Source organism: Massilia oculi (genome assembly GCF_003143515.1).
GTDB lineage: Bacteria > Pseudomonadota > Gammaproteobacteria > Burkholderiales > Burkholderiaceae_D > Telluria > Telluria oculi.
In genome coordinates, this window is record NZ_CP029343.1 from 4118055 (window position 1) to 4137628 (window position 19574).

Sequence of the window (19574 nt, forward strand, 5' to 3'; positions counted from 1 at the left end):
CGGCTACGCGCCCCGGTCCACCCCACGAATTACCCAGAAAGGATCAGATGCGCAGGTCGTCCAGCGACTTGCCTTTACCCAACGCCTCGACTACCCATTTTGGCTGGCGGCCGCGGCCGGTCCAGGTCTGGGAATTATCGGCCGGGTTGTGATACTGGGGATTCACCTTGGCGCCGCTGCCCGCTTTCTTGCTTTTGCCAGTGCCCTTGGCCAGCAATTCTTCCACCGAGATTCCCATATTCTGGGCGATCTCGAGAATCTGCTCGCGCGCTTTCTTGACGTCTTGCTGCTGGCGGTTTTTGATCTCCTTTTCGATATCGAATTGAAGACCCTTCAGCTCGGCGAGGTTATAACCCGACAGATCGATGTTTGCCATTTTGTTTCATCCTTGATTAGGTGATTCGATTCGTTTCGAAGTGCCGCGCAGGGATTTTACTATTTAATCGTCAAAGTTGAATGACAATCGTGCGCGGGGTGATTTCGAATCAAATCCATGGCAAACCGCCAATGCATATGGGGTTATTTTCCCAAGGTCTTGAGATGGGCAATTTCTTGTGAAACGGCGCGGCTCACGACCTCGCCCAGCGATTGATGCAGGCTTGTGCGAATGTCGGCCGAAAAACCCGCCATCGCTTTATCCACTGCTACGACGATACCGTCGCGCAGACCCTGTTCGAGCACGAAATCGATCCGGCCCTGCAATTGCTGCAGCACGCGTTCGGTGAGACGGCGTTCCATGACGCTCCACTGCTCGCCGCTCCAGCGGTCGGCGGCCCGCCGTTCCAGTGCTTCCGGGGACTGGGCGTCGTCGTCGCTGGCGCCGACGGCGACGGTCGCGGCAGCAGCGGGAGCGCTGGACGCCACTGGCGCCGACGAGTCGGCGACGACCTCGGTCAATACGGGAATGCTGGCATCGAAAGCGGGATCCGGGTTCATGTCTGTCCTGCGACGAAGTGGGTCAATGGATAGGATTGCCTTTTATATGCGACATAGCGTTTGCGTCCCTCGGCGGCATCGTCTTCATCGAGCGAAATGATTTCGAACACGCGCGCGAATTGCGCGAAATTGTTCGGCGTGCGGCGCGTGAGGTTCACCAGCATATCGTGGTGCGGCAGCGTCGCGTCTTCATTATCGGTAATCACGATCGGCGTTTGCGGCGCCAGCGGATCGCTGGCCAGCACGTGTGGAATGAAATCGGTATCCCCCACGTTCCACAGCGCCGCATTCAATGCCTCGGCCTGTTCAGTGCTTTCTGCCAGCACCACGACTTTGGCGCGCGCGCCATATGCCTTGCGCGCCAGCCGGCAGGCATAGGAAAGCTTATCGGGAATATTCGTGTGGAAGTCGATCCGGGTCATGTCATCACTGAAAAGAGGAGGGCTTTCGCCCTCCGGTGCAGTTCTTTTATTCTTCAGGCATTCATGCCGCTATGGCGCAGCAGGGCGTCGATCGAAGGTTCACGGCCGCGGAAGGCCTTGAACGATTCGAGCGCCGGACGCGAGCCGCCCACGGCGAGGATCTCGCGGTGGAAGCGCCGTCCGGTCTCGAACAGGTCGGCCCCGCCTTCGACGGCTTCCTCGAACGCGGCATAAGCGTCGGCGGACAGCACCTCGGCCCATTTGTAGCTGTAGTAGCCGGCCGCGTAGCCGCCCGCGAAGATATGGCTGAACGAATGCTGGAAGCGGTTGAACGACGGCGGCGTGATGACGGCGAAGTTGCGGCGGATGTCGTCGACCAGGCTTTGCACTTCCTGGTTGTGCGGATCGAAATCGTAATGCAGGTGCATGTCGATCAGCGAGAACTCGACCTGGCGCAGCGTCTGCATCCCGGACTGGAAGTTCTTCGCCGCCAGCATCTTGTCGTACAGCGCGCGCGGCAACGGCTCGCCGGTCTTGTAGTGCGCCGTCATCTGCTGCAGCTTGTCCCACTCCCAGCAGAAGTTTTCCATGAACTGGGACGGCAGCTCCACCGCATCCCATTCGACGCCCGAGATGCCGGCCACCGACAGTTCTTCGACTTCGGTCAGCATATGGTGCAGGCCATGGCCGAATTCGTGGAACAGCGTGGTCACTTCGTCATGCGTGAACAGCGACGGCTGCAGCACGCCGTCCACCATCGCCGGCGGCGTGAAATTGCAGACCAGGTAGGCGACCGGCGTCTGCACCGTGCCGCCAGAAAGCAGGCGGCGGCCGCGCGCATCGTTCATCCAGGCGCCCTGCGCCTTGCCGGCGCGCGCATACGGATCGAGGTAGAACTGGCCGACCAGCTGGCCATTGCGCTCGATGCGGTAGAAGCGCACGTCCGGGTGCCACACGGGAGCGTCCTCGGGAATGACTTCGGCTTCGAACAGCTGGCGGATCACGCCGAACAGGCCTTGCAGCACCTTGTGTTCGGGGAAGTACTCCTTCACTTCCTGGGCCGAGAAGGCATAGCGCTTCTCGCGCAGCTTTTCGGAGGCATAGGTGACGTCCCAGGACTGCAGATCATCGATGCCAAGCTCGGTGCGCGCGAATTCGCGCAGTTCAAGCAGGTCTTTCTCGGCGTACGGACGCGCGCGGCGCGCCAGGTCTTCGAGGAATTCGATCACGTGCCGGGGGCTCTGCGCCATCTTGGCCACCAGCGAGACGTCGGCGAAGCTGCCGTAGTCGAGCAGGCGCGCCTCTTCGTTGCGCAGCTTGAGCAGGTTGACGATGTTCGACGAGTTGTCCCACTTCTCGACTTCGGTGAACATGATGCCGGCGTCGGACGCCTTGGTGGCGCTGGCGCGGTAGATTTTTTCGCGCAGCTGCCGGTTGTCCGCGAACTGCAGCACCGGGAAGTACGACGGGAAGTGCAGGGTGAACTGCCAGCCGCCCTTGCCGTCGCGCTCGGCGGCGGCTTTGGCCGCTGCCTTGACATCGTCGGGCAGGCCGGCGAGTTCTTCTTCGTTCTCGACCACCAGCTTGTAGTCGTTGGTCGCGTCCAGCACGTTTTCCGAGTAGCGCGTCGACAGTTGCGACTGCTGTTCCTGGATCTCGGCGAAGCGCGGCTTTTTATCTTCCGGCAGTTCGGCGCCGCCCAGGCGGAAGTCGCGCAGGGCGTTTTCGACGATGCGCTGGCGCACAGGATTGAGGCTGTCCCAATGCGGGCCGTCCCGCAGCTGCTTGTACTTGGCGAACAGCGCCTCGTTCTGGCCGATGGAGGTAGAGAACTCCACGACCTTCGGCTGGTTCTCGTTATAGGTCGCGCGCAGCTCGGGCGTGTCCACCACGTGGTTCAGGTGGCCGACCACGCCCCAGGCCCGGCCCAGGCGTTCGCTGGCGTCGTCGAGCGGAGCCAGGGTGTCCCAGGTGACATCAGTGACCGGGGCTTCGAGCTGGGCCACCACGGCGTTCGCTTCCGCGATCAGCTGCTCGATGGCGGGCGTGACGTGTTCGGGCTTGATCGCGTCGAAGCGCGGCAGGCCGGAAAAGTCGAGGAGGGGATTGGTAGCGGTCGTCATCGTAGTCCTTCCATATCGTTAATCACTGGTACGCCGAACGCTCGTGCAGATGCCATGGCCAGTCAGCAGCCAATCAGCGGCCATGGCGCCATGACCGGCTTACGCCAAGCCTGGCTTCGGTTCCATGCCCGACGCCTGCCCCGCTGGCGGCTGGCCGCTGGTGTGCACGCGCTCCGCGGACTCGAGGGTATTCATCAACAACATCGTGATCGTCATCGGACCGACGCCGCCGGGCACCGGCGTGATGTGCGATGCCACTTCGGACACGCCCGCGAAATCGACGTCGCCACATAACTTGCCCGCGTCGTCACGGTTCATGCCGACGTCGATCACGATCGCGCCCGGCTTGACCATCTCTGCGGTGAGGGTATTGCGGCGGCCGACGGCGGCCACGATCACGTCGGCCTGGCGGGTGTGGTAGCCCAGGTCCGGCGTTGCGCTATGGCAGATGGTGACGGTGGCGTTGGCTTGCAAGAGCAACAGGGCCATCGGCTTGCCGACGGTGTTCGAGCGGCCGATCACCACTGCGTGCTTGCCGCGCAGGTCGATGCCGGTGGTCTCGATCAGCTTCATGCAGCCATACGGGGTGCACGGGCGAAAGCCCGGCAGGTTGGCGACCAGCTCGCCGGCCGACAGCACCGAATAGCCGTCCACGTCCTTGGCGGTCGAGATGGCCTCGATGACTTTCGACGGGTCGATGTGCTTGGGCAGCGGCATCTGCACCAGGATGCCGTGGACGGCCGGATCTGCGTTCAATGCTGCAATGCGGTCGAGCAGGGCCTGCTCGGACAGGTCGGCCTCGTATTTCTCGAGTACCGAATGAAAGCCCACGTCGCCGCAGGCCTTCACCTTGTTGCGCACATAGACCTGGCTGGCCGGGTCTTCGCCGACCAGGATGACCGCCAGGCCGGGCTGCATGCCGGCGGCGGCGAGTGTGGCGGCGCGCGCGGCGATATCTTCGCGCAGTTGTTTGGAAAGGAGAACTCCGTCGATCAGTTGTGCAGGCATGGTGAAGGCTCGTCGCTGGGCAAAAACAGAATTATACGACCCACGCATGCAATCTCCTCCGTTCAGCCTATAAATGGCCCGTTTTCCGCCGTTCCGGATGTGCTTCGGTATACGATGTCCGTTGATTGGAAATGCAGTGTTTCCCTATAAAAATTGTGCACTTGCAGCATAGCATTTTGCATTGTGAAATCGCATATCGCAATTTGAAAATGCCAAAATCCACTGGTAGAATCCATTGGTTTATCAAAAAGTTAGTCTGAAAATTCACTACTCGCCGCCAGCCTGCGCAGGGATCGGGTCGGGGCGCACCACTCTAGGAGACGCATGACATGTCAGCTCAACTCGACCAGTTGACCGCGCAAGCCGCCAATGATCCGGACGCGATCGAGACCAAGGAATGGCTCGATGCGCTGGAAGCGGTGATCGAACATGAAGGGACCGAACGCGCCCATTACCTGATGGAGCGCCTGGTGGACCTGGCGCGCCGCCGCGGCGCCCACGTTCCGTTCTCGGCCAATACCGCCTATGTGAACACCATCCCGGCCCACCTGAACCAGAATTCGCCGGGCAATCTCGAATACGAAGAGCGCCTGCGCTCGTGGATGCGCTGGAACGCGATGGCGATGGTCGTCAAGGCCAACCGCGCCGACGGCGACCTGGGCGGCCATATCTCGTCCTTCGCCTCGCTGGCGAACATGCTGGGCACCGGCTTCAACCACTTCTGGCACGCCCCGACCGAAGACCACGGCGGCGACCTGCTGTACATCCAGGGCCACTCGTCGCCCGGCATCTACGCGCGCGCCTTCCTCGAAGGGCGCCTCTCCGAAGAACAGCTGCTGAACTTCCGCCGCGAAGTCGACGGCAAGGGCCTGTCTTCGTACCCGCACCCGAAACTGATGCCGGACTTCTGGCAGTTCCCGACCGTGTCGATGGGCCTGGGTCCGCTGATGGCGATCTACCAGGCGCGCTTCCTGAAGTACCTGCACGCGCGCGGCATCGCCAAGACCGACAACCGCAAGGTCTGGGTCTTCTGCGGCGACGGCGAGATGGACGAGCCGGAATCGATGGGCGCGATCGGCATGGCCGCGCGCGAGCGGCTGGACAACCTGGTCATGGTCGTCAACTGCAACCTGCAGCGCCTGGACGGTCCGGTGCGCGGCAACGGCAAGATCATCCAGGAACTCGAGGCCGACTTCCGCGGCGCCGGCTGGAACGTCGTCAAGGTCATCTGGGGTTCGCAGTGGGATCCGCTGCTGGCCCAGGACAAGGAAGGCATCCTGCAGCGCGTGATGATGGAAACCGTCGACGGCGAATACCAGAACTACAAGGCCAAGGACGGCGCCTACGTGCGCAAGCACTTCTTCGGCAAGCATCCGAAGCTGCTCGAGATGGTCTCGAAGATGAGCGATGACGACATCTGGCGCCTGACCCGCGGCGGCCACGATCCGCACAAGATCTACGCCGCGTTCAAGAACGCGCAAGAGAACAAGGGCACGCCGACCGTCCTGCTGGTCAAGACCGTCAAGGGCTTCGGCATGGGCAAGTCGGGCGAGGCGCGCAACACCGCCCACCAGACCAAGAAGCTGGACGACCAGGCGATCCGCGACATGCGCGACCGCTTCAACATCGCCATCCCCGACGACAAGCTGGCCGACATCCCGTTCTTCAAGCCGGCCGACGACGCGCCCGAGATGGTGTACCTGCACGAGCGCCGCAAGGCCCTGGGCGGCTACCTGCCGCAGCGCCGCGAGAAGGCCGACGAGCAGCTGACCGTGCCGAAGCTCGAAAGCTTCAAGGGCGTGCTCGAGCCGACCGCGGAAGGCCGCGAGATCTCGACCACCCAGTCGTACGTGCGCGTGATCACCAGCCTGCTGAAGGACGAAAGCATCGGCCAGCGCATCGTGCCGATCCTGGTCGACGAATCGCGTACCTTCGGCATGGAAGGCCTGTTCCGCCAGATCGGCATCTTCAACCAGCAGGGCCAGTTGTACGAGCCGGTCGACCGCGACCAGGTGATGTACTACCGTGAAGACAAGGCAGGCCAGATCCTGCAAGAGGGCATCAACGAAGCGGGCGGCATGAGCTCGTGGATCGCGGCGGCGACTTCGTACTCGTCGAACAACCGCACGATGATCCCGTTCTACACCTTCTACTCGATGTTCGGCATGCAGCGCGTGGGCGACCTGGTCTGGCTGGCCGGCGACATCCGTGCGCGCGGCTTCCTGATGGGCGGCACCGCCGGCCGCACGACGCTGAACGGCGAAGGCCTGCAGCACGAAGATGGCCACAGCCACGTGATCGCCGCGACCGTGCCGAACTGCCTGCCGTATGACCCGACCTTCGGTCACGAAGTCGCCGTCATCATCCAGGACGGCCTGCGTCGCATGGTGGAAGAACAGGAAGACGTGTTCTACTACATCACCATCATGAACGAGAACTACCCGCATCCGGGCCTGAAGCCGGGCCAGGAAGAGGGCATCCTGAAGGGCATGTACCTGCTGCAGGAGGGTGACAAGGAAGCCTCGAACCGCGTCCAGCTGATCGGCTGCGGCACCATCCTGCGCGAATCGATGTTCGCCGCCGAGCTGCTGAAGAACGACTGGGGCATCGCCGCCGACGTGTGGTCGGCGCCTTCGCTGACCCTGCTGGCGCGCGACGGCCAGGACGCCGAGCGCTGGAACATGGTCAATCCGGAGCAGCCGCAGCGCGTGCCGTACGTGACCGAGCTGATGCAAAACACCAGCGGCCCGATCGTCGCGACCACCGACTACATGCGCATGTTCGCCGAGCAGATCCGCGCCTTCATGCCGAAGGACCGCACCTATAAAGTGCTGGGCACCGACGGCTTCGGCCGCTCGGATTCGCGCGTCAAGCTGCGCGAGTTCTTCGAAGTGAACCGCTACTACGTCACGGTCGCCGCCCTGCGCGCCCTGGCCGACGAAGGCAAGATCGACCGCGCCATCGTGTCGCAGGCGATCGCCAAGTACGGCATCGACCAGAACAAGCCGAATCCGGTGACCCAGTAATGCTCGCCGCCGCCGTTCCCGGGAACGGCGGTTGCAAGGCAAACGAACAATAACGGAGCTAACACTATGAGCGTTGTGGAAGTCAAAGTCCCCGATATCGGCGACTTCAAGGAAGTCGAAGTCATCGAACTGATGGTCAAGCCGGGCGACACGATCAAGGTCGACCAGTCGCTGGTGACCGTCGAATCCGACAAGGCGAGCATGGAGATTCCATCGAGCCATGCCGGCGTAGTTAAAGAGATCAAGGTAAATGTCGGCGACAAGGTCGCCATGGGTTCGCTGGTGCTGCTGCTCGAGGAAGCCGGCGGCGCGGTCGAAGCGCCTGCCGCTGCGCCTGCAGCCGCACCTGCCGCCGCCGAAAAACCGGCTGACAAGCCTGCCGAAGCGCCGGCCGCTGCCGCCCCTGCGGCGTCGGTTGGCCCGGTCGACGTGACCGTACCGGACATCGGCGACTTCAAGGAAGTTGAAGTCATCGAACTGATGGTCAAGGTCGGCGACACGATCAAGGTCGACCAGTCGCTGATCACGGTTGAATCGGACAAGGCCAGCATGGAGATCCCGTCGAGCCATGCCGGCGTGGTGAAAGAACTGAAAGTGAAGGTCGGCGACAAGGTCGCCAAGGGCTCGCTTGTGCTGGTCGTGGAAGCGACTGGTGGCGCGCCTGCTGCCGCGGCTCCTGCTGCAGCGCCTGCACCTGCACCTGCACCTGCCGCAGCGCCCGCAGCCGCGCCGGCGCAAGCATCGGCGCCAGCACCTGCTGCTGCTCCAGCTGCAGCGCCAGGCGTGACCGGCTCGAAAGCCCACGCCTCGCCATCGATCCGCAAGTTCGCGCGCGAACTGGGCGTCGACCTGGGTCGCGTGCCGGGCACCGGCCCGAAAGGCCGCATCACCCAGCAGGACGTGCAGAACTTCGTCAAGGGCGTGATGGCTGCGCCGGCCGCGGCTCCAGCGGCTGCAGGCGGCTCGGGCGCCGGCATCGGCGGCATCAACCTGCTGCCATGGCCATCGCTCGACTTCTCGAAGTTCGGTCCGACCGAAACCGTGCCGCTGTCGCGCATCAAGAAGATCTCGGGCCCGAACCTGCACCGCAACTGGGTCATGATCCCGCACGTGACGCACTTCGACGAAGCCGACGTGACCGACCTGGAACAGTTCCGCGTCGATTCGAACGCCGCGCTGGCCAAGCAGAAATCGAACGTCAAGCTGACCATGCTGGCCTTCGTGATCAAGGCAAGCGTCGCGGCACTGAAGAAGTTCCCGCAATTTAACGCGTCGCTGTCGGAAGACGGCGCGGCCCTGATCACCAAGCAGTACTACAACATTGGCTTCGCGGCCGACACCCCGAACGGCCTGGTGGTCCCGGTCGTCAAGGATGCGGACAAGAAGACCATCTCGCAGATCGCCACCGAGATGGGCGAGCTGTCGGGCCTGGCGCGCGAAGGCAAATTGCCGCCGACCGCGATGCAGGGCGCGACCTTCACCATCTCGTCGCTGGGCGGCATCGGCGGCACCAACTTCACGCCGATCATCAACGCGCCGGAACTGGCGATCCTGGGCCTGTCCAAGTCGGCGATGAAGCCGGTTTGGGACGGATCAAGCTTCCAGCCGCGCCTGATGCTGCCGATGTCGCTGTCGTACGACCACCGCGTGATCGACGGCGCCGGCGCCGCGCGCTTCGCCGCGTACCTGGCCGACGTGCTGGCCGACCTGCGCAAGACCCTTCTGTGATTGGAGCGCCCAGATGAGCACTGTTGAAGTGAAAGTCCCGAACATCGGCGACTTCAAGGACGTCGAAGTGATCGAGCTGATGGTCAAGGCCGGCGACACGATCAAGGTCGACCAGTCCCTGATCACCGTCGAATCGGACAAGGCCAGCATGGAGATCCCATCGACCCACGCGGGCGTGGTGAAGGACATCGCGGTCAAGGTCGGTGACAAGATCAATGAAGGCACGCTGCTGCTGACGGTGGAAGAGTCGGGCTCCGGCGCTGCCGCGCCTGCGGCTGAAAAAGCTACCGAGAAGCCGGCCGAAAAGCCAGCCGAAAAGCCAGCCGCGCCGACCGAATCGCAAGCGCCAGCCAAGCCGGCGCCTGCTCCGGCCGCTGCCGCTCCTGCGCCGAATGCGTCGAGCTACTCGGGCCAGGTCGACATCGAATGCGAGATGATGGTGCTGGGCGCGGGCCCTGGCGGCTATTCGGCCGCCTTCCGCGCCGCCGACCTCGGCATGAACACCGTGCTGGTCGAGAAGTACGCGACCCTGGGCGGCGTGTGCCTGAACGTCGGTTGCATTCCATCGAAGGCGCTACTGCACGTGGCGCACATCATGGATGAAACCGCGCACATGGCGGACCTGGGCGTCTCGTTCGCCAAGCCGCAGGTCGACATCGACAAGCTGCGCGCGCACAAGGATGGCGTGATCAAGAAGATGACCGGCGGCCTGGCCTTCATGGCCAAGGCGCGCAAGGTCAATGTGGTGCAGGGTGTGGGCCAGTTCCTGAGCCCGAACCACATCGAAGTCACCGGTCCCGATGGCGGCAAGAAGGTCGTCGCCTTCAAGAAGGCGATCATCGCGGCCGGTTCGTCGGTCGTCAAGCTGCCGTTCGTGCCGGAAGATCCGCGCATCGTCGATTCGACCGGCGCGCTGGAGCTGCGCCAGGTGCCGAAGAAGATGCTGGTCATCGGCGGAGGCATCATCGGCCTGGAAATGGCGACCGTCTATTCGTCGCTGGGTTCGCGCATCGACGTGGTCGAGATGATGGACGGCCTGATGCAGGGCGCTGATCGCGAGGCCGTCAAGGTCTGGCAGAAGTTCAATGCCCACCGCTTCGACAACATCATGCTGAAAACGAAAACCGTCGGCGTGGAAGCGCTGCCGGAAGGGATCAAGGTCACCTTCGAAGCGGCCGAAGCGGGCGCCACTTCGCCGGAACCGCAGCTGTACGACCTGGTGCTGGTGGCCGTGGGCCGCAGCCCGAACGGCAAGAAGATCGCCGCCGACAAGGCCGGCGTGACGGTGAGCGATCGCGGCTTCATCGCGGTCGACAGCCAGATGCGCACCAATGTGCCGCACATCTTCGCCATCGGCGACCTGGTGGGCCAGCCGATGCTGGCGCACAAGGCGGTGCACGAGGCGCACGTGGCGGCCGAAGCGGCCCTGGACAAGAAGACCCACTTCGACGCCAAGGTCATTCCGTCGGTCGCGTACACCGATCCCGAAGTGGCATGGGTCGGCCTCACCGAGGATGAAGCCAGGCAGAAGGGCATCAAGGTCGAGAAGGGCCACTTCCCGTGGAACGCCAGCGGCCGCGCGGTCGCCAACGGCCGCGACGAAGGCTTCACCAAGCTGCTGTTCGACGCCGAGACGCACCGCATCGTCGGCGGCACCATCGTCGGCACCAATGCCGGCGACATGATCGGCGAGATCGCGCTGGCGATCGAGATGGGCGCGGACGGCGTGGACATCGGCAAGACCATCCACCCGCACCCGACCCTGGGCGAGTCGATCGGCATGGCGGCGGAGGCCTACGAAGGCGTCTGCACCGATTTGCCGCCGCCGAAGAAGCGCTAAGCCGCAAAAAGCTGGGGTCAGGTCTGACATTCGGACACGGCCTCAGCATTCATCAAGCAACAGCTGGGTCAAAAGCTGATATTCGTACACCGGTGTTGTAGAGCCTGTGTCCGAATGTCAGACCTGACCCCGCTGTTGTTTTTTTACATCTGCCGAAATACGTCCATGTAGTTGCGGCTTACCACCAGCTGTTCCTCCCGTCCCTTGAGCTTCACGTACAGCCGCCCGCGAAAGTCGGTGCGCGTGCCGGCAACGTGGCGCGCCGCCACGATCACGCCGCGGTGGATCTGCCAGAACTGCTGCGGGTCCAGCTGTTCCTTCAATTGCCGCAGCGGCGTGCGGATCAGGCTTTCGCCATCCGGCAGGAACACGCTGGTGTACTTGTCGTTGCTCTGGAAGTAGATCACTTCCTCGACCGCAATCAGGCGCGTTTCCTGGCCCGCCGCGGCGCGGATCCATTGCAGCGGCGCCGGCGCGGCAGGGGCAGCGGGAACGCCGGCACCCAGCTGGCGCAATAGCGCTTGCAGCGCATCCGCCGGCAACGCGGGCGCCGGAGCCGGCGCCGACAGCGCGGCGCGCAGCCGCTCGACGGTGCGCGCCAGCCGCTCCTGGCGTATCGGTTTCAGCAAATAATCGAAGGCCTCGTGCTCGAAGGCCTGGGCCGCGTAATGCTCGTGGGCGGTGGTGAACACCACGCGCGGCGGATTGCCGCCGGCGCACAGCCGCGCGGCCAGGTCGATCCCGGTCAGGCCCGGCATCTGGATGTCGAGGAAGACCACCTGCGGCCCCAGCTCGTCGATCAGGCGCAGCGCTTCGATGCCGTTCGGCGCGCTTACGACCTCGAGCCCGGGCCAGGCCTCGCGCAGCTGGGTGGCGAGATAGTCGAGCAGATGCGGCTCGTCGTCGGCGATCAGGGCAAGGCAGCGGTCGATGATGTCACCTCGGTCCGTGAAAGGGGAAGCAGCAGGCGCGCGATCACGCCGCCGCCGGGATTGTCGAGCAGCTCCAGGCGCGCGCCTGGCCCATGCAGCTGGCGCACGCGCTCGCGCAGGTTGCACAGGCCGACACCGCCGCCGGGCCGCGGTGGCGCGGCCACCAGCCCGCGCCCGCTGTCGCGCACCTCGACCCGCAGCACGCCTTCATCGACGGCCGCGCGCAGCACGATCTCGCCGCCTTCCACCTTGGGCTCCAGCCCGTGCATGACGGCGTTCTCCACCAGCGGCTGGATCAGCATCGGCGCAATGGGCAGGGCGCGGCAGGCATCAATCGCCTCGATGCGCCAGCGCAGGCGCCGGCCCATGCGCACGCCCAGCACGTCGAGATAGCTTGCAGCGAGATCCAGCTCGGCGCCGAGCGTGGCGCTGCCGGCGCGGCTGGCGGCCAGGCTGGCGCGCAGGTAGTCGATGAAGCGTTCCAGCATGCGTTTCGCATCAAGCGGCTGGTTGTCGATCAGGCTGACCACATTGGCCAGCGTGTTGTACAGGAAGTGCGGCTCGATCTGGGCCTGCAGTGCGCGTAGCTGGGCTTCAGCCAGCAGTCGCGCCGTGGTCGCCATCTGTTCATGCTGGCGCGCCGCCAGGGTCTGGCGTTCGATGCGGCGCTCGCCGGCGACCAACACAGCCAGGATACCTGCGCCGATGACCAGGCCGAAGGTCAGCTGTTCGCCAAGTGCACTGGTAGTCAAACTGGGTAATGTGCCGCGCAGGATGGCGCCCGAGACAGCGAGGCCAAGGGCGGCGCACAACGCAATCGCGGCCAGGTCGAGAAGGCGCGCATTGAGCCGGCCCGTGGTCGGCGGCACCATCTTTTCCAGCATCCGTAGCGCACCATGGATGGGAAAGCCGACGCATTGCGATGCCAGCAGGCTATAGCTGAACAAGGTGAGAAAAGGCGCGCGCCAGTTGCCGAAGGTCGTCAAGCCTACCGCTATTCCCAACGCGATCAGCGAGTTCCACAACGCGGTGTAGAGCAGGTCGCGCACCGTCGAGCGCGGCCAGCGCCGGAACACCGGGAATAGTTCCAGAGGGTGGCCGCGCCTGCGCGCCAGGGTCGGGGGAGCTGTATTCATGCTGTTAAGAAATTACCATGAAAGCAGTGCGGCGCGCGATAGGGAAGTCGCGCCAGCGCCACGGGACCATCCTTGACGCCGGCGGCGTCGAACACCGTCATCACGGTCTGCCTGGCGCGCAAGTCCTGGGCCGCGCCGACCAGGTAGCCGTCAGTCTCCGAGCGCGCGTTGCGGCGCGGGACCAGCACGTGTTCCTCCACCTGCCAGCCGGCGCCGAAGACGTAGCCATCGACCTTGCCGCTATCCGTATCGACCAGGTTGACGCTGTCGAGCCTGAGGCCGGGCGAGGCGCCGCTGGCGCCCAACAGGGCCAGGCGGCGGTGGCGCGCCATCGCCACCTGCGGCATCACGCGCGGGAATTCGCTGGTGCCGAACAGGCGCTCGGTGCGCGCCTGGCCGCTGGCATAGTCCAGCGTGACCTGCACCGTGCGGCTGCGCGGCGGCGTGTGCTCGCCATGCATCACGCTGCCCACCTCGGCCAGCGCATCGCCCTCGTGCAGCACCACGTCGAAGCGGGTGCAGTCGCCGTCTTCCCAGGCATTCCCGAAGTGGAACACCATATGGGGCGGCAGCTCGAATACCTGGCGCAGCGCCAGCGTGTCCTTGGCGATCGCCAGCACCCGCGCGCCACGGGCGCCGCCGGCCCACGCGTGGCGTTCGGCGAAGCTCAGGCCGGGATCCTTTTTCAGGTCATAGGGCGGCACCACGAAGATCAGGTGCTTGCTGCTGATGACGAAGTCGTGCACCAGCGCCAGTTGCGGCGCCGGCAGCAGGGCGGTGCGCAGCACCTGGCCCTGGGCGCCGATCTGGTACAGCGCCAGCCGGTTGGCGCCGGGCAGCGTGCCGAAGTTCCACATGCCGCCCTGCGGATCGAGCTTGGGGTGGGCCGAGAACGGCATCGCGCGCAAGTCGTCGCTCCAGGTTTTGAGCCCGCGCGTGGCCAGCGACTCCGGATCGAGTTCGGTCGCCGAGCCGCCTTCCCACAGCGCATACAGCCGGCCGTCGTAGGGCAGCAGGTTGGTGTTGGCGGCGTTCATGGTGTCGTTGTCGCGCACGCCCCGGCGCGTGACCAGGGTGCCGAAGGCCGGATACAGGAACTGGCCGGCCGCGCTTTCTTCGGCGTAGCGCTGGGTCTCGACGAAGCGGCCGCGGTGGCGCACCTTGCCGTCGGCCACGGTCCAGGCCTGGGCGAAGCCGTCGCCGTCGAACCAGTGGTGATGGCGTTCGCCCCCCAGCTCGAAGCGGCCCGGCCCGTTGCGGTAGAAGGTGCCGCGCAGGTCGCGCGGTAGGCGGCCCTTGATGACGGCATCGCCTCCCTGGCTGCCGGCCTGGTTGGCGTAGACCGCCAGCGACGGGTCGCGCGCCAGGGCGGCGTGGAAGCGCTGGTAGGTGGCCTCGTCGGCGCGGGCGCCTGGTGCGAGGGCGAGGGCGCCGAGGGCGGCGCCTGCATGCAGGAAGGAGCGGCGGTCCATGCTGGCCTCAGCGCAGGGTGATGTGGGTGGCGCCGCCCTTGGCCGGCAACGCGAAGCGGGCGGCCTCGAACGCCGGCGGGCCCATATTGCCCAGCGCATCGTTGCTGAAACCGGTCGCTTCGACCGGGACGCCCATCATGTTCTGGTCCAGCTTGTCGTTGTCGTTGGCATCATGGTAGGCGGCGATGGCGTACTGGCCGGCCGCCAGGTCCTTGAGCGCGAACGTGGCGCCGCCATTCCGGACCGGCGCGCTGGCGCTGTGCAAGGGGCGCTTGAGGAAGCGGTCGGCGCTGTCGAACAGGGCGATCTTCACGCTGCCGCCGGCGCCGCGCGCGCCGTCGACCTGGATCGACAGGTCGGCGGCGTGGCTGGCGGCAGCGCTGGACAGCAGGGCAAGCAGAAGGGCAAGGCGGTTCATGGAAGTCTCCGGTCGCGTGGTCGTCAGGGCCATTCTGGAAGCGCAAGCCGGAGTCCGCCGCGGTTTGCGACGAAGCGGCGCCTGGCGGCGCGAGTTGCAGGCGTGTGGCGCCAGTTGCCATGCCCGCGTGCGCCGCTTGCCAGCGCCTGCCAAAAGCCTATGATGAGGGAATGCGGCGGCAAGCTGACTTGCCGCGTCCGTGTTCAGCTCAGGAGGGCATGATGGACGAGCACTGCAACGAGTACGTCGGGACCGTCTACGTGTTACCGGAAACCCGCTGTTTCGAACTCCATACCACGGTCCATGGCGCGCCGGCGACCATTACGGGCACGGTTTCCCAGCTGCTGGCCTCGCAGTTCAGCCAGTACGTGCCGGGCGCGATCGGCACCGTCGATCCGCAGCAGGTGGCGCTGCGACCGCGCCGGGTCGAGGTGCTGACCCGCGAACTGCACGAGCGCCACCGGGCGCCGCGCAAGGTGCACCTGCTCACGCGCGTGCACGACGTGGAAGAGCAGGCCAGGCCAGTGCCGGTGTCGACCGTCTGAAGAGCCCTGGAAATAAAAAATGCCGCCCGGCTTGCGCCAGGCGGCATTGCGATGAAGGCGATTTTGCTTCAGCCGAAGCTGACAAAGCGCTCCGGGATATCGATCGTGCCGGCCTTGGCGGCGGCGGCATAGGTGCGCATTTCAGCGATGACCGCTTCCATCTGGTCGGCGCCGGGATTTTCGATGAAGTTCTTCATGCGTTCCTGCAGCGATGCCTGTTGATCACGCCATTCGTATCTGGACGACTTGCTCATGCTTTCTCCTCGCGGTCACACCGCTGTTATTGATATTCACGACACCCTCTGTGAAGGCTTACAGATTGCCACAAAATCATCCCTTGTGTCCGTGCGATGCCGCACTTAGTCTCGTGACTTGACAATCATTTAACAATTCTTCAGCACACTGGCATAAAACAGCTCGAGACGCGCCGCCAGCTCGCGCCGCGCTTCCTCGCGCGACGGTTGCGTATCGGGGAACAGGAAGCGCCCGATCGGATCGCCGCAGATGCAGCCGATCAGGTGGGTCGGCAGCAATTCCAGCGGCACGTCGTCGCGCAACTGGCTGCGGATGTCCGGACGCGAAAAGAAGCGGTACAGCATCTCGCGCGTCAGGCGCGGCCCGCCTTCATAGAAAGCCTCGGCCAGTTCCGGATTGCTGCCGGCTTCGGCGATCACCACGCGCTGCATGGCCATCGTATCCGGGTCGACCAGCAAATCGTAGAAGCTGCGCGCGAAGTCGTCGACGATCGCGCGCAGCGGCCGGGTGTCGACGTCCATGTCGTGCCCGGCAAACAGGCGTTCGCGCCTTGAGGCGAGCACAGCCCTGAGCAGGCCGGCCTTGCCGCCGAATTTCACATAGATCGTGCGCACCGCCACCCGCGCCTCGCGGGCGATGGCTTCCAGGCTGACCTTGGTATAGCCATGGCGCAGGATGAGGCAGCCCGCGGCGTGGATCAATTCCTGGGTGCGGGCCTCGACTTCCGACGCCTTCGGACGTCCGGCGGATTTGACGGCCGCCACTGTTTCATTCTGTGCTTTGCTCATGGCAAGGACTCTAGTGCAAACCAAAATGAAACGCAACCGTTTCATTTTCTTGACTTCCGCGTATTGCTGGCAAATAATGCGATGAATCCATTTCATTTCATTTTTCCGGAGCTTTTCCATGGCAGAGATGCACAGCACGGCAGGGCAGGCGCCCGCGGCACAAACCCCAGCGGGCGGGGCGCCAGGCAGCGGACCCGGCAAGAGCGGGCCCAACAAGCGTGTGCTGGTGGTGGTCGGCCTGATCGCGCTGGCCGCGATCGGTGCTGGCGGACGCATGTGGTACCGCAGCCATCACTTCGTCGAGACCGAAAATGCCTACGTCACCGGGCGCGTGCACCAGGTGTCGTCGCGCGTGGCCGGCGTGGTGACGCGGGTAGCGGTGGACGACAACCAGCTGGTGAAGGCGGGCGACGTGATCGCCGAGCTGGATCCGGTCGACCATGCCGTGCGCGTCGAGCAGATCGAAGCCCAGATCGCCAGCGTGCAGCAGCAGCTCAAGCAGGCCGAGGCCCAGATAGAGCAGGTGCGCGCGCAGGCCGCCGCCGCCGGCGCCCAGGTCAAGCAGTCCCAGGCCCAGTTGCTGCGGGCGCGCCAGGATGCCGAACGCTTCGGCCAGCTGTACAACGAGACCATGAAGGCGGTCTCGAAGGCCGAGGTGGATGCCTCGAGCGCCGCGCGCGACGCCGCCGTGGCCGACCTGGCCGCGCGCCGCGACAACGCCGCGGCGGCGCAAGCCCAGATCGGCGCTGCCGAGGCGGGCCGCGACGTGCTCAAGGCGCAGGTGAAGGTGTTGCAGGCGCAGTGGAAGGAAGCGCAGCAGCAGCTGGCCTACAACCGCATCGTGGCGCCGGTGGACGGCCGCGTCGGCCGCCGCAGCGTCGAAGTCGGCGCCCGCGTGCAGCCGGGCCAGGCGATGCTGGCCGTGGTCGAGGACAACGTGTGGGTGGTCGCCAACTTCAAGGAAACCCAGCTCGCCGGCCTGGCGCCGGGACAACAGGTCAGCCTCGACGTCGACGCGCTGCCCGAGCATCATCTGGTGGGCCGCGTGGACAGCTTCGCCCCGGCCTCGGGCAACCAGTTCGCGCTGCTGCCGGCCGATAACGCGACCGGCAACTTCACCAAGATCGTGCAGCGCGTGCCGGTCAAGATCACGCTCGATCCGCAGGACGTGAAGAAATACGCCGGCCGCCTGGTGCCCGGCATGTCGGTGGTGGCCGAGGTGGAACTGGGCCAGGACGTCAAGCCGACCCAGACCGCGGCCGTCCACTAAGCGCTTGCCATGACGACCCTGAGCAAACCCGCCGCAGTCGGCCCGACCTCGGGGGCAGTCCCCGGCGCGCCTGCAAACGGCGCCGCGGCCTTGCGCGGCCCGGTGGACCTGCGCACCTGGATCGCGATCGCCGCTGGCATGCTGGGCGCCTTCATGGCGGTGCTCGACATCCAGATCACGAATTCCTCGCTGCGCGACATCCTCGGCACCCTGTCGGCCACGCAGGAAGAAGGCTCGTGGATCTCGACCGCCTACCTGTGCGCCGAAATCGTCGTGATCCCGCTGACGGCGCTGTTTACGCGCGCTTTCGGCGTGCGCAACTACATGATCGGCACCACCGCGCTGTTCCTGGTGTTCTCGACCCTGTGCGGCGCGGCCTGGAGCCTGGAAAGCATGATCGTGTTCCGCATGCTGCAGGGCTTCACCGGCGGCGCGCTGATCCCGATGGCGATGACCCTCGTGATGACGCTGCTGCCGCCGTCGAAGCGCGCCACCGGCATGGCCATCTTTGGCCTGACCGCGACGCTGGCGCCGGCCATGGGTCCGACCCTGGGCGGCTACCTGTCGGAGCTGTATGGCTGGCCGTCGATCTTCTACATCAACTGGGTGCCGGGCGTGCTGCTGATCGCCGGCATGGCCTGGGGCCTGCATCCCGAGAAGGCCAACCTCAGGACGCTGGTGAAGGCCGACTGGCTGGGCATCGCGCTGATGGCGATGGGCCTGGCCTGCCTGACGATCTTCCTGGAAGAGGGCAATTCGAAGGACTGGTTCGATTCGAGTTTCATCGTGGCCTTCGCCGCGCTGTCGCTCACGGGCCTCCTGGGCTGGGTGGCGCTGAGCTTCTCGAAGCCGGAACCGTTCGTCAACCTGCGCCTCTACGGCCAGCGCAACTTCCTGGTGGCGACCACGCTGTCGGCGGTGATCGGCATGGGCCTGTATGGTTCCTCTTACCTGCTGCCGCTGTACCTGGGCCAGATCGCCGGCTATACGCCGATGCAGATCGGCGAAGTGATCGCCTGGGTCGGCCTGCCGCAATTGCTGGTGATGCCGTTCGCGGCCAGGCTGTCCTCGAAAGTGGACAACCGCATCCTGTGCAGCTTCGGCCTGTTCATGTTCGGCATCTCGTGCATCATGAATTCGTTCATGGACGCCACCACCGGCTACGACCAGCTGATGTGGACGCAGGTCGTGCGCGCCATTGGCCAGCCCTTCGTGATGCTGACCCTGTCGAACTTCGCGATGTCGGGCTTGCAGCCGCGCGACATGGGCTCGGCCTCGAGCCTGTTCAACATGACCCGCAACCTGGGCGGCTCGATCGGCATCGCGCTGCTGGCGACCTCGCTCACCAACCGCGAACACTTCCACTCGGCGCGCCTGGGCGAAGCGGTTTCCAGCTATGCGCCCGCGACCCAGGAACGCCTCGATATGCTGACCCAGGGCTTCATCGCCAAGGGCATCGATCCCGCCAGCGCCTCAACCCAAGCGCTGGCCGTGGTCGACCGCCTGGTGCGGCGCGAAGCCTATGTGATGGCCTATAACGACGGCTTCTGGATCATCGGCATGATCCTGCTCGGCTGTATCGCGGCGATCTGGATGGCCGACAAGGTCAAGTCGCCGGGTGGCGGCTCAGGCGCCCATTGATGTGTCCATTGATGCGTCCATTGATACTGAATCG

At 64.9% G+C, this 19574-nt stretch carries 17 protein-coding genes; 6 read left to right on the top strand and 11 right to left on the bottom strand.

All coding sequences use genetic code 11. The features are described from left to right. Nucleotides 1-43: 43 nt before the first annotated feature. The 5 genes from DIR46_RS18595 to folD all read right to left on the bottom strand — a co-directional run bounded on the left by DIR46_RS18595 (nucleotide 44) and on the right by folD (nucleotide 4489). On the bottom strand, nucleotides 44-376 hold the full coding sequence (locus DIR46_RS18595; RefSeq protein WP_109346568.1) for an H-NS histone family protein: 333 nt from the start codon (nucleotides 374-376) through the stop codon (nucleotides 44-46). A gap of 143 nt (nucleotides 377-519) precedes the next feature. Next, on the bottom strand, nucleotides 520-936 hold the full coding sequence (locus tag DIR46_RS18600) for a DUF2486 family protein (RefSeq protein ID WP_109346569.1): 417 nt from the start codon (nucleotides 934-936) through the stop codon (nucleotides 520-522). Then, the gene (locus DIR46_RS18605; protein ID WP_109346570.1) at nucleotides 933-1358 is read right to left on the bottom strand and encodes a DNA polymerase III subunit chi; all 426 of its coding nucleotides are present in this window, start codon (nucleotides 1356-1358) and stop codon (nucleotides 933-935) included. Before DIR46_RS18605 ends, DIR46_RS18600 begins: the two co-directional genes overlap by 4 nt. A 53-nt stretch (nucleotides 1359-1411) precedes the next feature. Further along, nucleotides 1412-3481: a M3 family metallopeptidase gene (locus DIR46_RS18610; protein WP_109346571.1), complete on the bottom strand. Its 2070-nt coding sequence runs from the start codon at nucleotides 3479-3481 to the stop codon at nucleotides 1412-1414. A 99-nt stretch (nucleotides 3482-3580) separates the two neighbouring features. Then, nucleotides 3581-4489 (bottom strand): bifunctional methylenetetrahydrofolate dehydrogenase/methenyltetrahydrofolate cyclohydrolase FolD, encoded by a 909-nt coding sequence (folD, locus tag DIR46_RS18615; protein WP_229446306.1) that lies wholly within the window; start codon nucleotides 4487-4489, stop codon nucleotides 3581-3583. Nucleotides 4490-4818: 329 nt separating this feature from the next. Here folD and aceE point away from each other — a divergent pair, with 329 nt between their 5' ends. The 3 genes from aceE to lpdA all read left to right on the top strand — a co-directional run bounded on the left by aceE (nucleotide 4819) and on the right by lpdA (nucleotide 11083). Then, nucleotides 4819-7515, top strand: a complete 2697-nt coding sequence (aceE, locus tag DIR46_RS18620) for a pyruvate dehydrogenase (acetyl-transferring), homodimeric type (protein WP_109346573.1) — start codon at nucleotides 4819-4821, stop codon at nucleotides 7513-7515. 66 nt (nucleotides 7516-7581) lie between these two features. Then, the gene (gene aceF / locus DIR46_RS18625) at nucleotides 7582-9243 is read left to right on the top strand and encodes a dihydrolipoyllysine-residue acetyltransferase (RefSeq protein ID WP_109346574.1); all 1662 of its coding nucleotides are present in this window, start codon (nucleotides 7582-7584) and stop codon (nucleotides 9241-9243) included. A gap of 13 nt (nucleotides 9244-9256) precedes the next feature. After that, on the top strand, nucleotides 9257-11083 hold the full coding sequence (gene lpdA / locus DIR46_RS18630; protein WP_109346575.1) for a dihydrolipoyl dehydrogenase: 1827 nt from the start codon (nucleotides 9257-9259) through the stop codon (nucleotides 11081-11083). A 143-nt stretch (nucleotides 11084-11226) separates the two neighbouring features. On the opposite strand, the gene DIR46_RS18635 is transcribed toward lpdA, so the two are convergent. The 4 genes from DIR46_RS18635 to DIR46_RS18650 are packed head-to-tail and all read right to left on the bottom strand — an operon-like array spanning nucleotide 11227 to nucleotide 15041. Continuing rightward, on the bottom strand, nucleotides 11227-11973 hold the full coding sequence (locus DIR46_RS18635; RefSeq protein WP_229446653.1) for a LytR/AlgR family response regulator transcription factor: 747 nt from the start codon (nucleotides 11971-11973) through the stop codon (nucleotides 11227-11229). A gap of 20 nt (nucleotides 11974-11993) precedes the next feature. Continuing rightward, entirely contained in the window at nucleotides 11994-13151 is a 1158-nt protein-coding gene (locus tag DIR46_RS18640) for a sensor histidine kinase (protein WP_109346576.1), read from the bottom strand. Further along, nucleotides 13148-14623 carry a carotenoid oxygenase family protein gene (locus DIR46_RS18645; RefSeq protein ID WP_109346577.1) on the bottom strand — a complete coding sequence of 492 codons (1476 nt, stop codon included), beginning with the start codon at nucleotides 14621-14623 and terminating at the stop codon, nucleotides 13148-13150. The genes DIR46_RS18640 and DIR46_RS18645 overlap by 4 nt, the downstream gene beginning before the upstream one ends. 7 nt (nucleotides 14624-14630) lie before the next feature. Beyond that, nucleotides 14631-15041 (bottom strand): DUF2141 domain-containing protein, encoded by a 411-nt coding sequence (locus DIR46_RS18650; protein WP_162819570.1) that lies wholly within the window; start codon nucleotides 15039-15041, stop codon nucleotides 14631-14633. Nucleotides 15042-15259: 218 nt separating this feature from the next. Here DIR46_RS18650 and DIR46_RS18655 point away from each other — a divergent pair, with 218 nt between their 5' ends. Further along, nucleotides 15260-15586 (top strand): hypothetical protein, encoded by a 327-nt coding sequence (locus tag DIR46_RS18655; RefSeq protein ID WP_229446307.1) that lies wholly within the window; start codon nucleotides 15260-15262, stop codon nucleotides 15584-15586. 68 nt (nucleotides 15587-15654) lie between these two features. On the opposite strand, the gene DIR46_RS18660 is transcribed toward DIR46_RS18655, so the two are convergent. Both DIR46_RS18660 and DIR46_RS18665 read right to left on the bottom strand, forming a co-directional pair. Further along, on the bottom strand, nucleotides 15655-15840 hold the full coding sequence (locus DIR46_RS18660; RefSeq protein ID WP_109346579.1) for a hypothetical protein: 186 nt from the start codon (nucleotides 15838-15840) through the stop codon (nucleotides 15655-15657). 129 nt (nucleotides 15841-15969) lie between these two features. Beyond that, nucleotides 15970-16629: a TetR/AcrR family transcriptional regulator gene (locus DIR46_RS18665; RefSeq protein ID WP_109346580.1), complete on the bottom strand. Its 660-nt coding sequence runs from the start codon at nucleotides 16627-16629 to the stop codon at nucleotides 15970-15972. A gap of 118 nt (nucleotides 16630-16747) precedes the next feature. Here DIR46_RS18665 and DIR46_RS18670 point away from each other — a divergent pair, with 118 nt between their 5' ends. Together DIR46_RS18670 and DIR46_RS18675 are read left to right on the top strand one after the other, a co-directional pair. Continuing rightward, nucleotides 16748-17899 (top strand): HlyD family secretion protein, encoded by a 1152-nt coding sequence (locus DIR46_RS18670; protein ID WP_109346581.1) that lies wholly within the window; start codon nucleotides 16748-16750, stop codon nucleotides 17897-17899. A gap of 9 nt (nucleotides 17900-17908) precedes the next feature. After that, entirely contained in the window at nucleotides 17909-19540 is a 1632-nt protein-coding gene (locus DIR46_RS18675) for a DHA2 family efflux MFS transporter permease subunit (protein ID WP_109346582.1), read from the top strand. The last annotated feature ends 34 nt before the right edge of the window (nucleotides 19541-19574 follow it).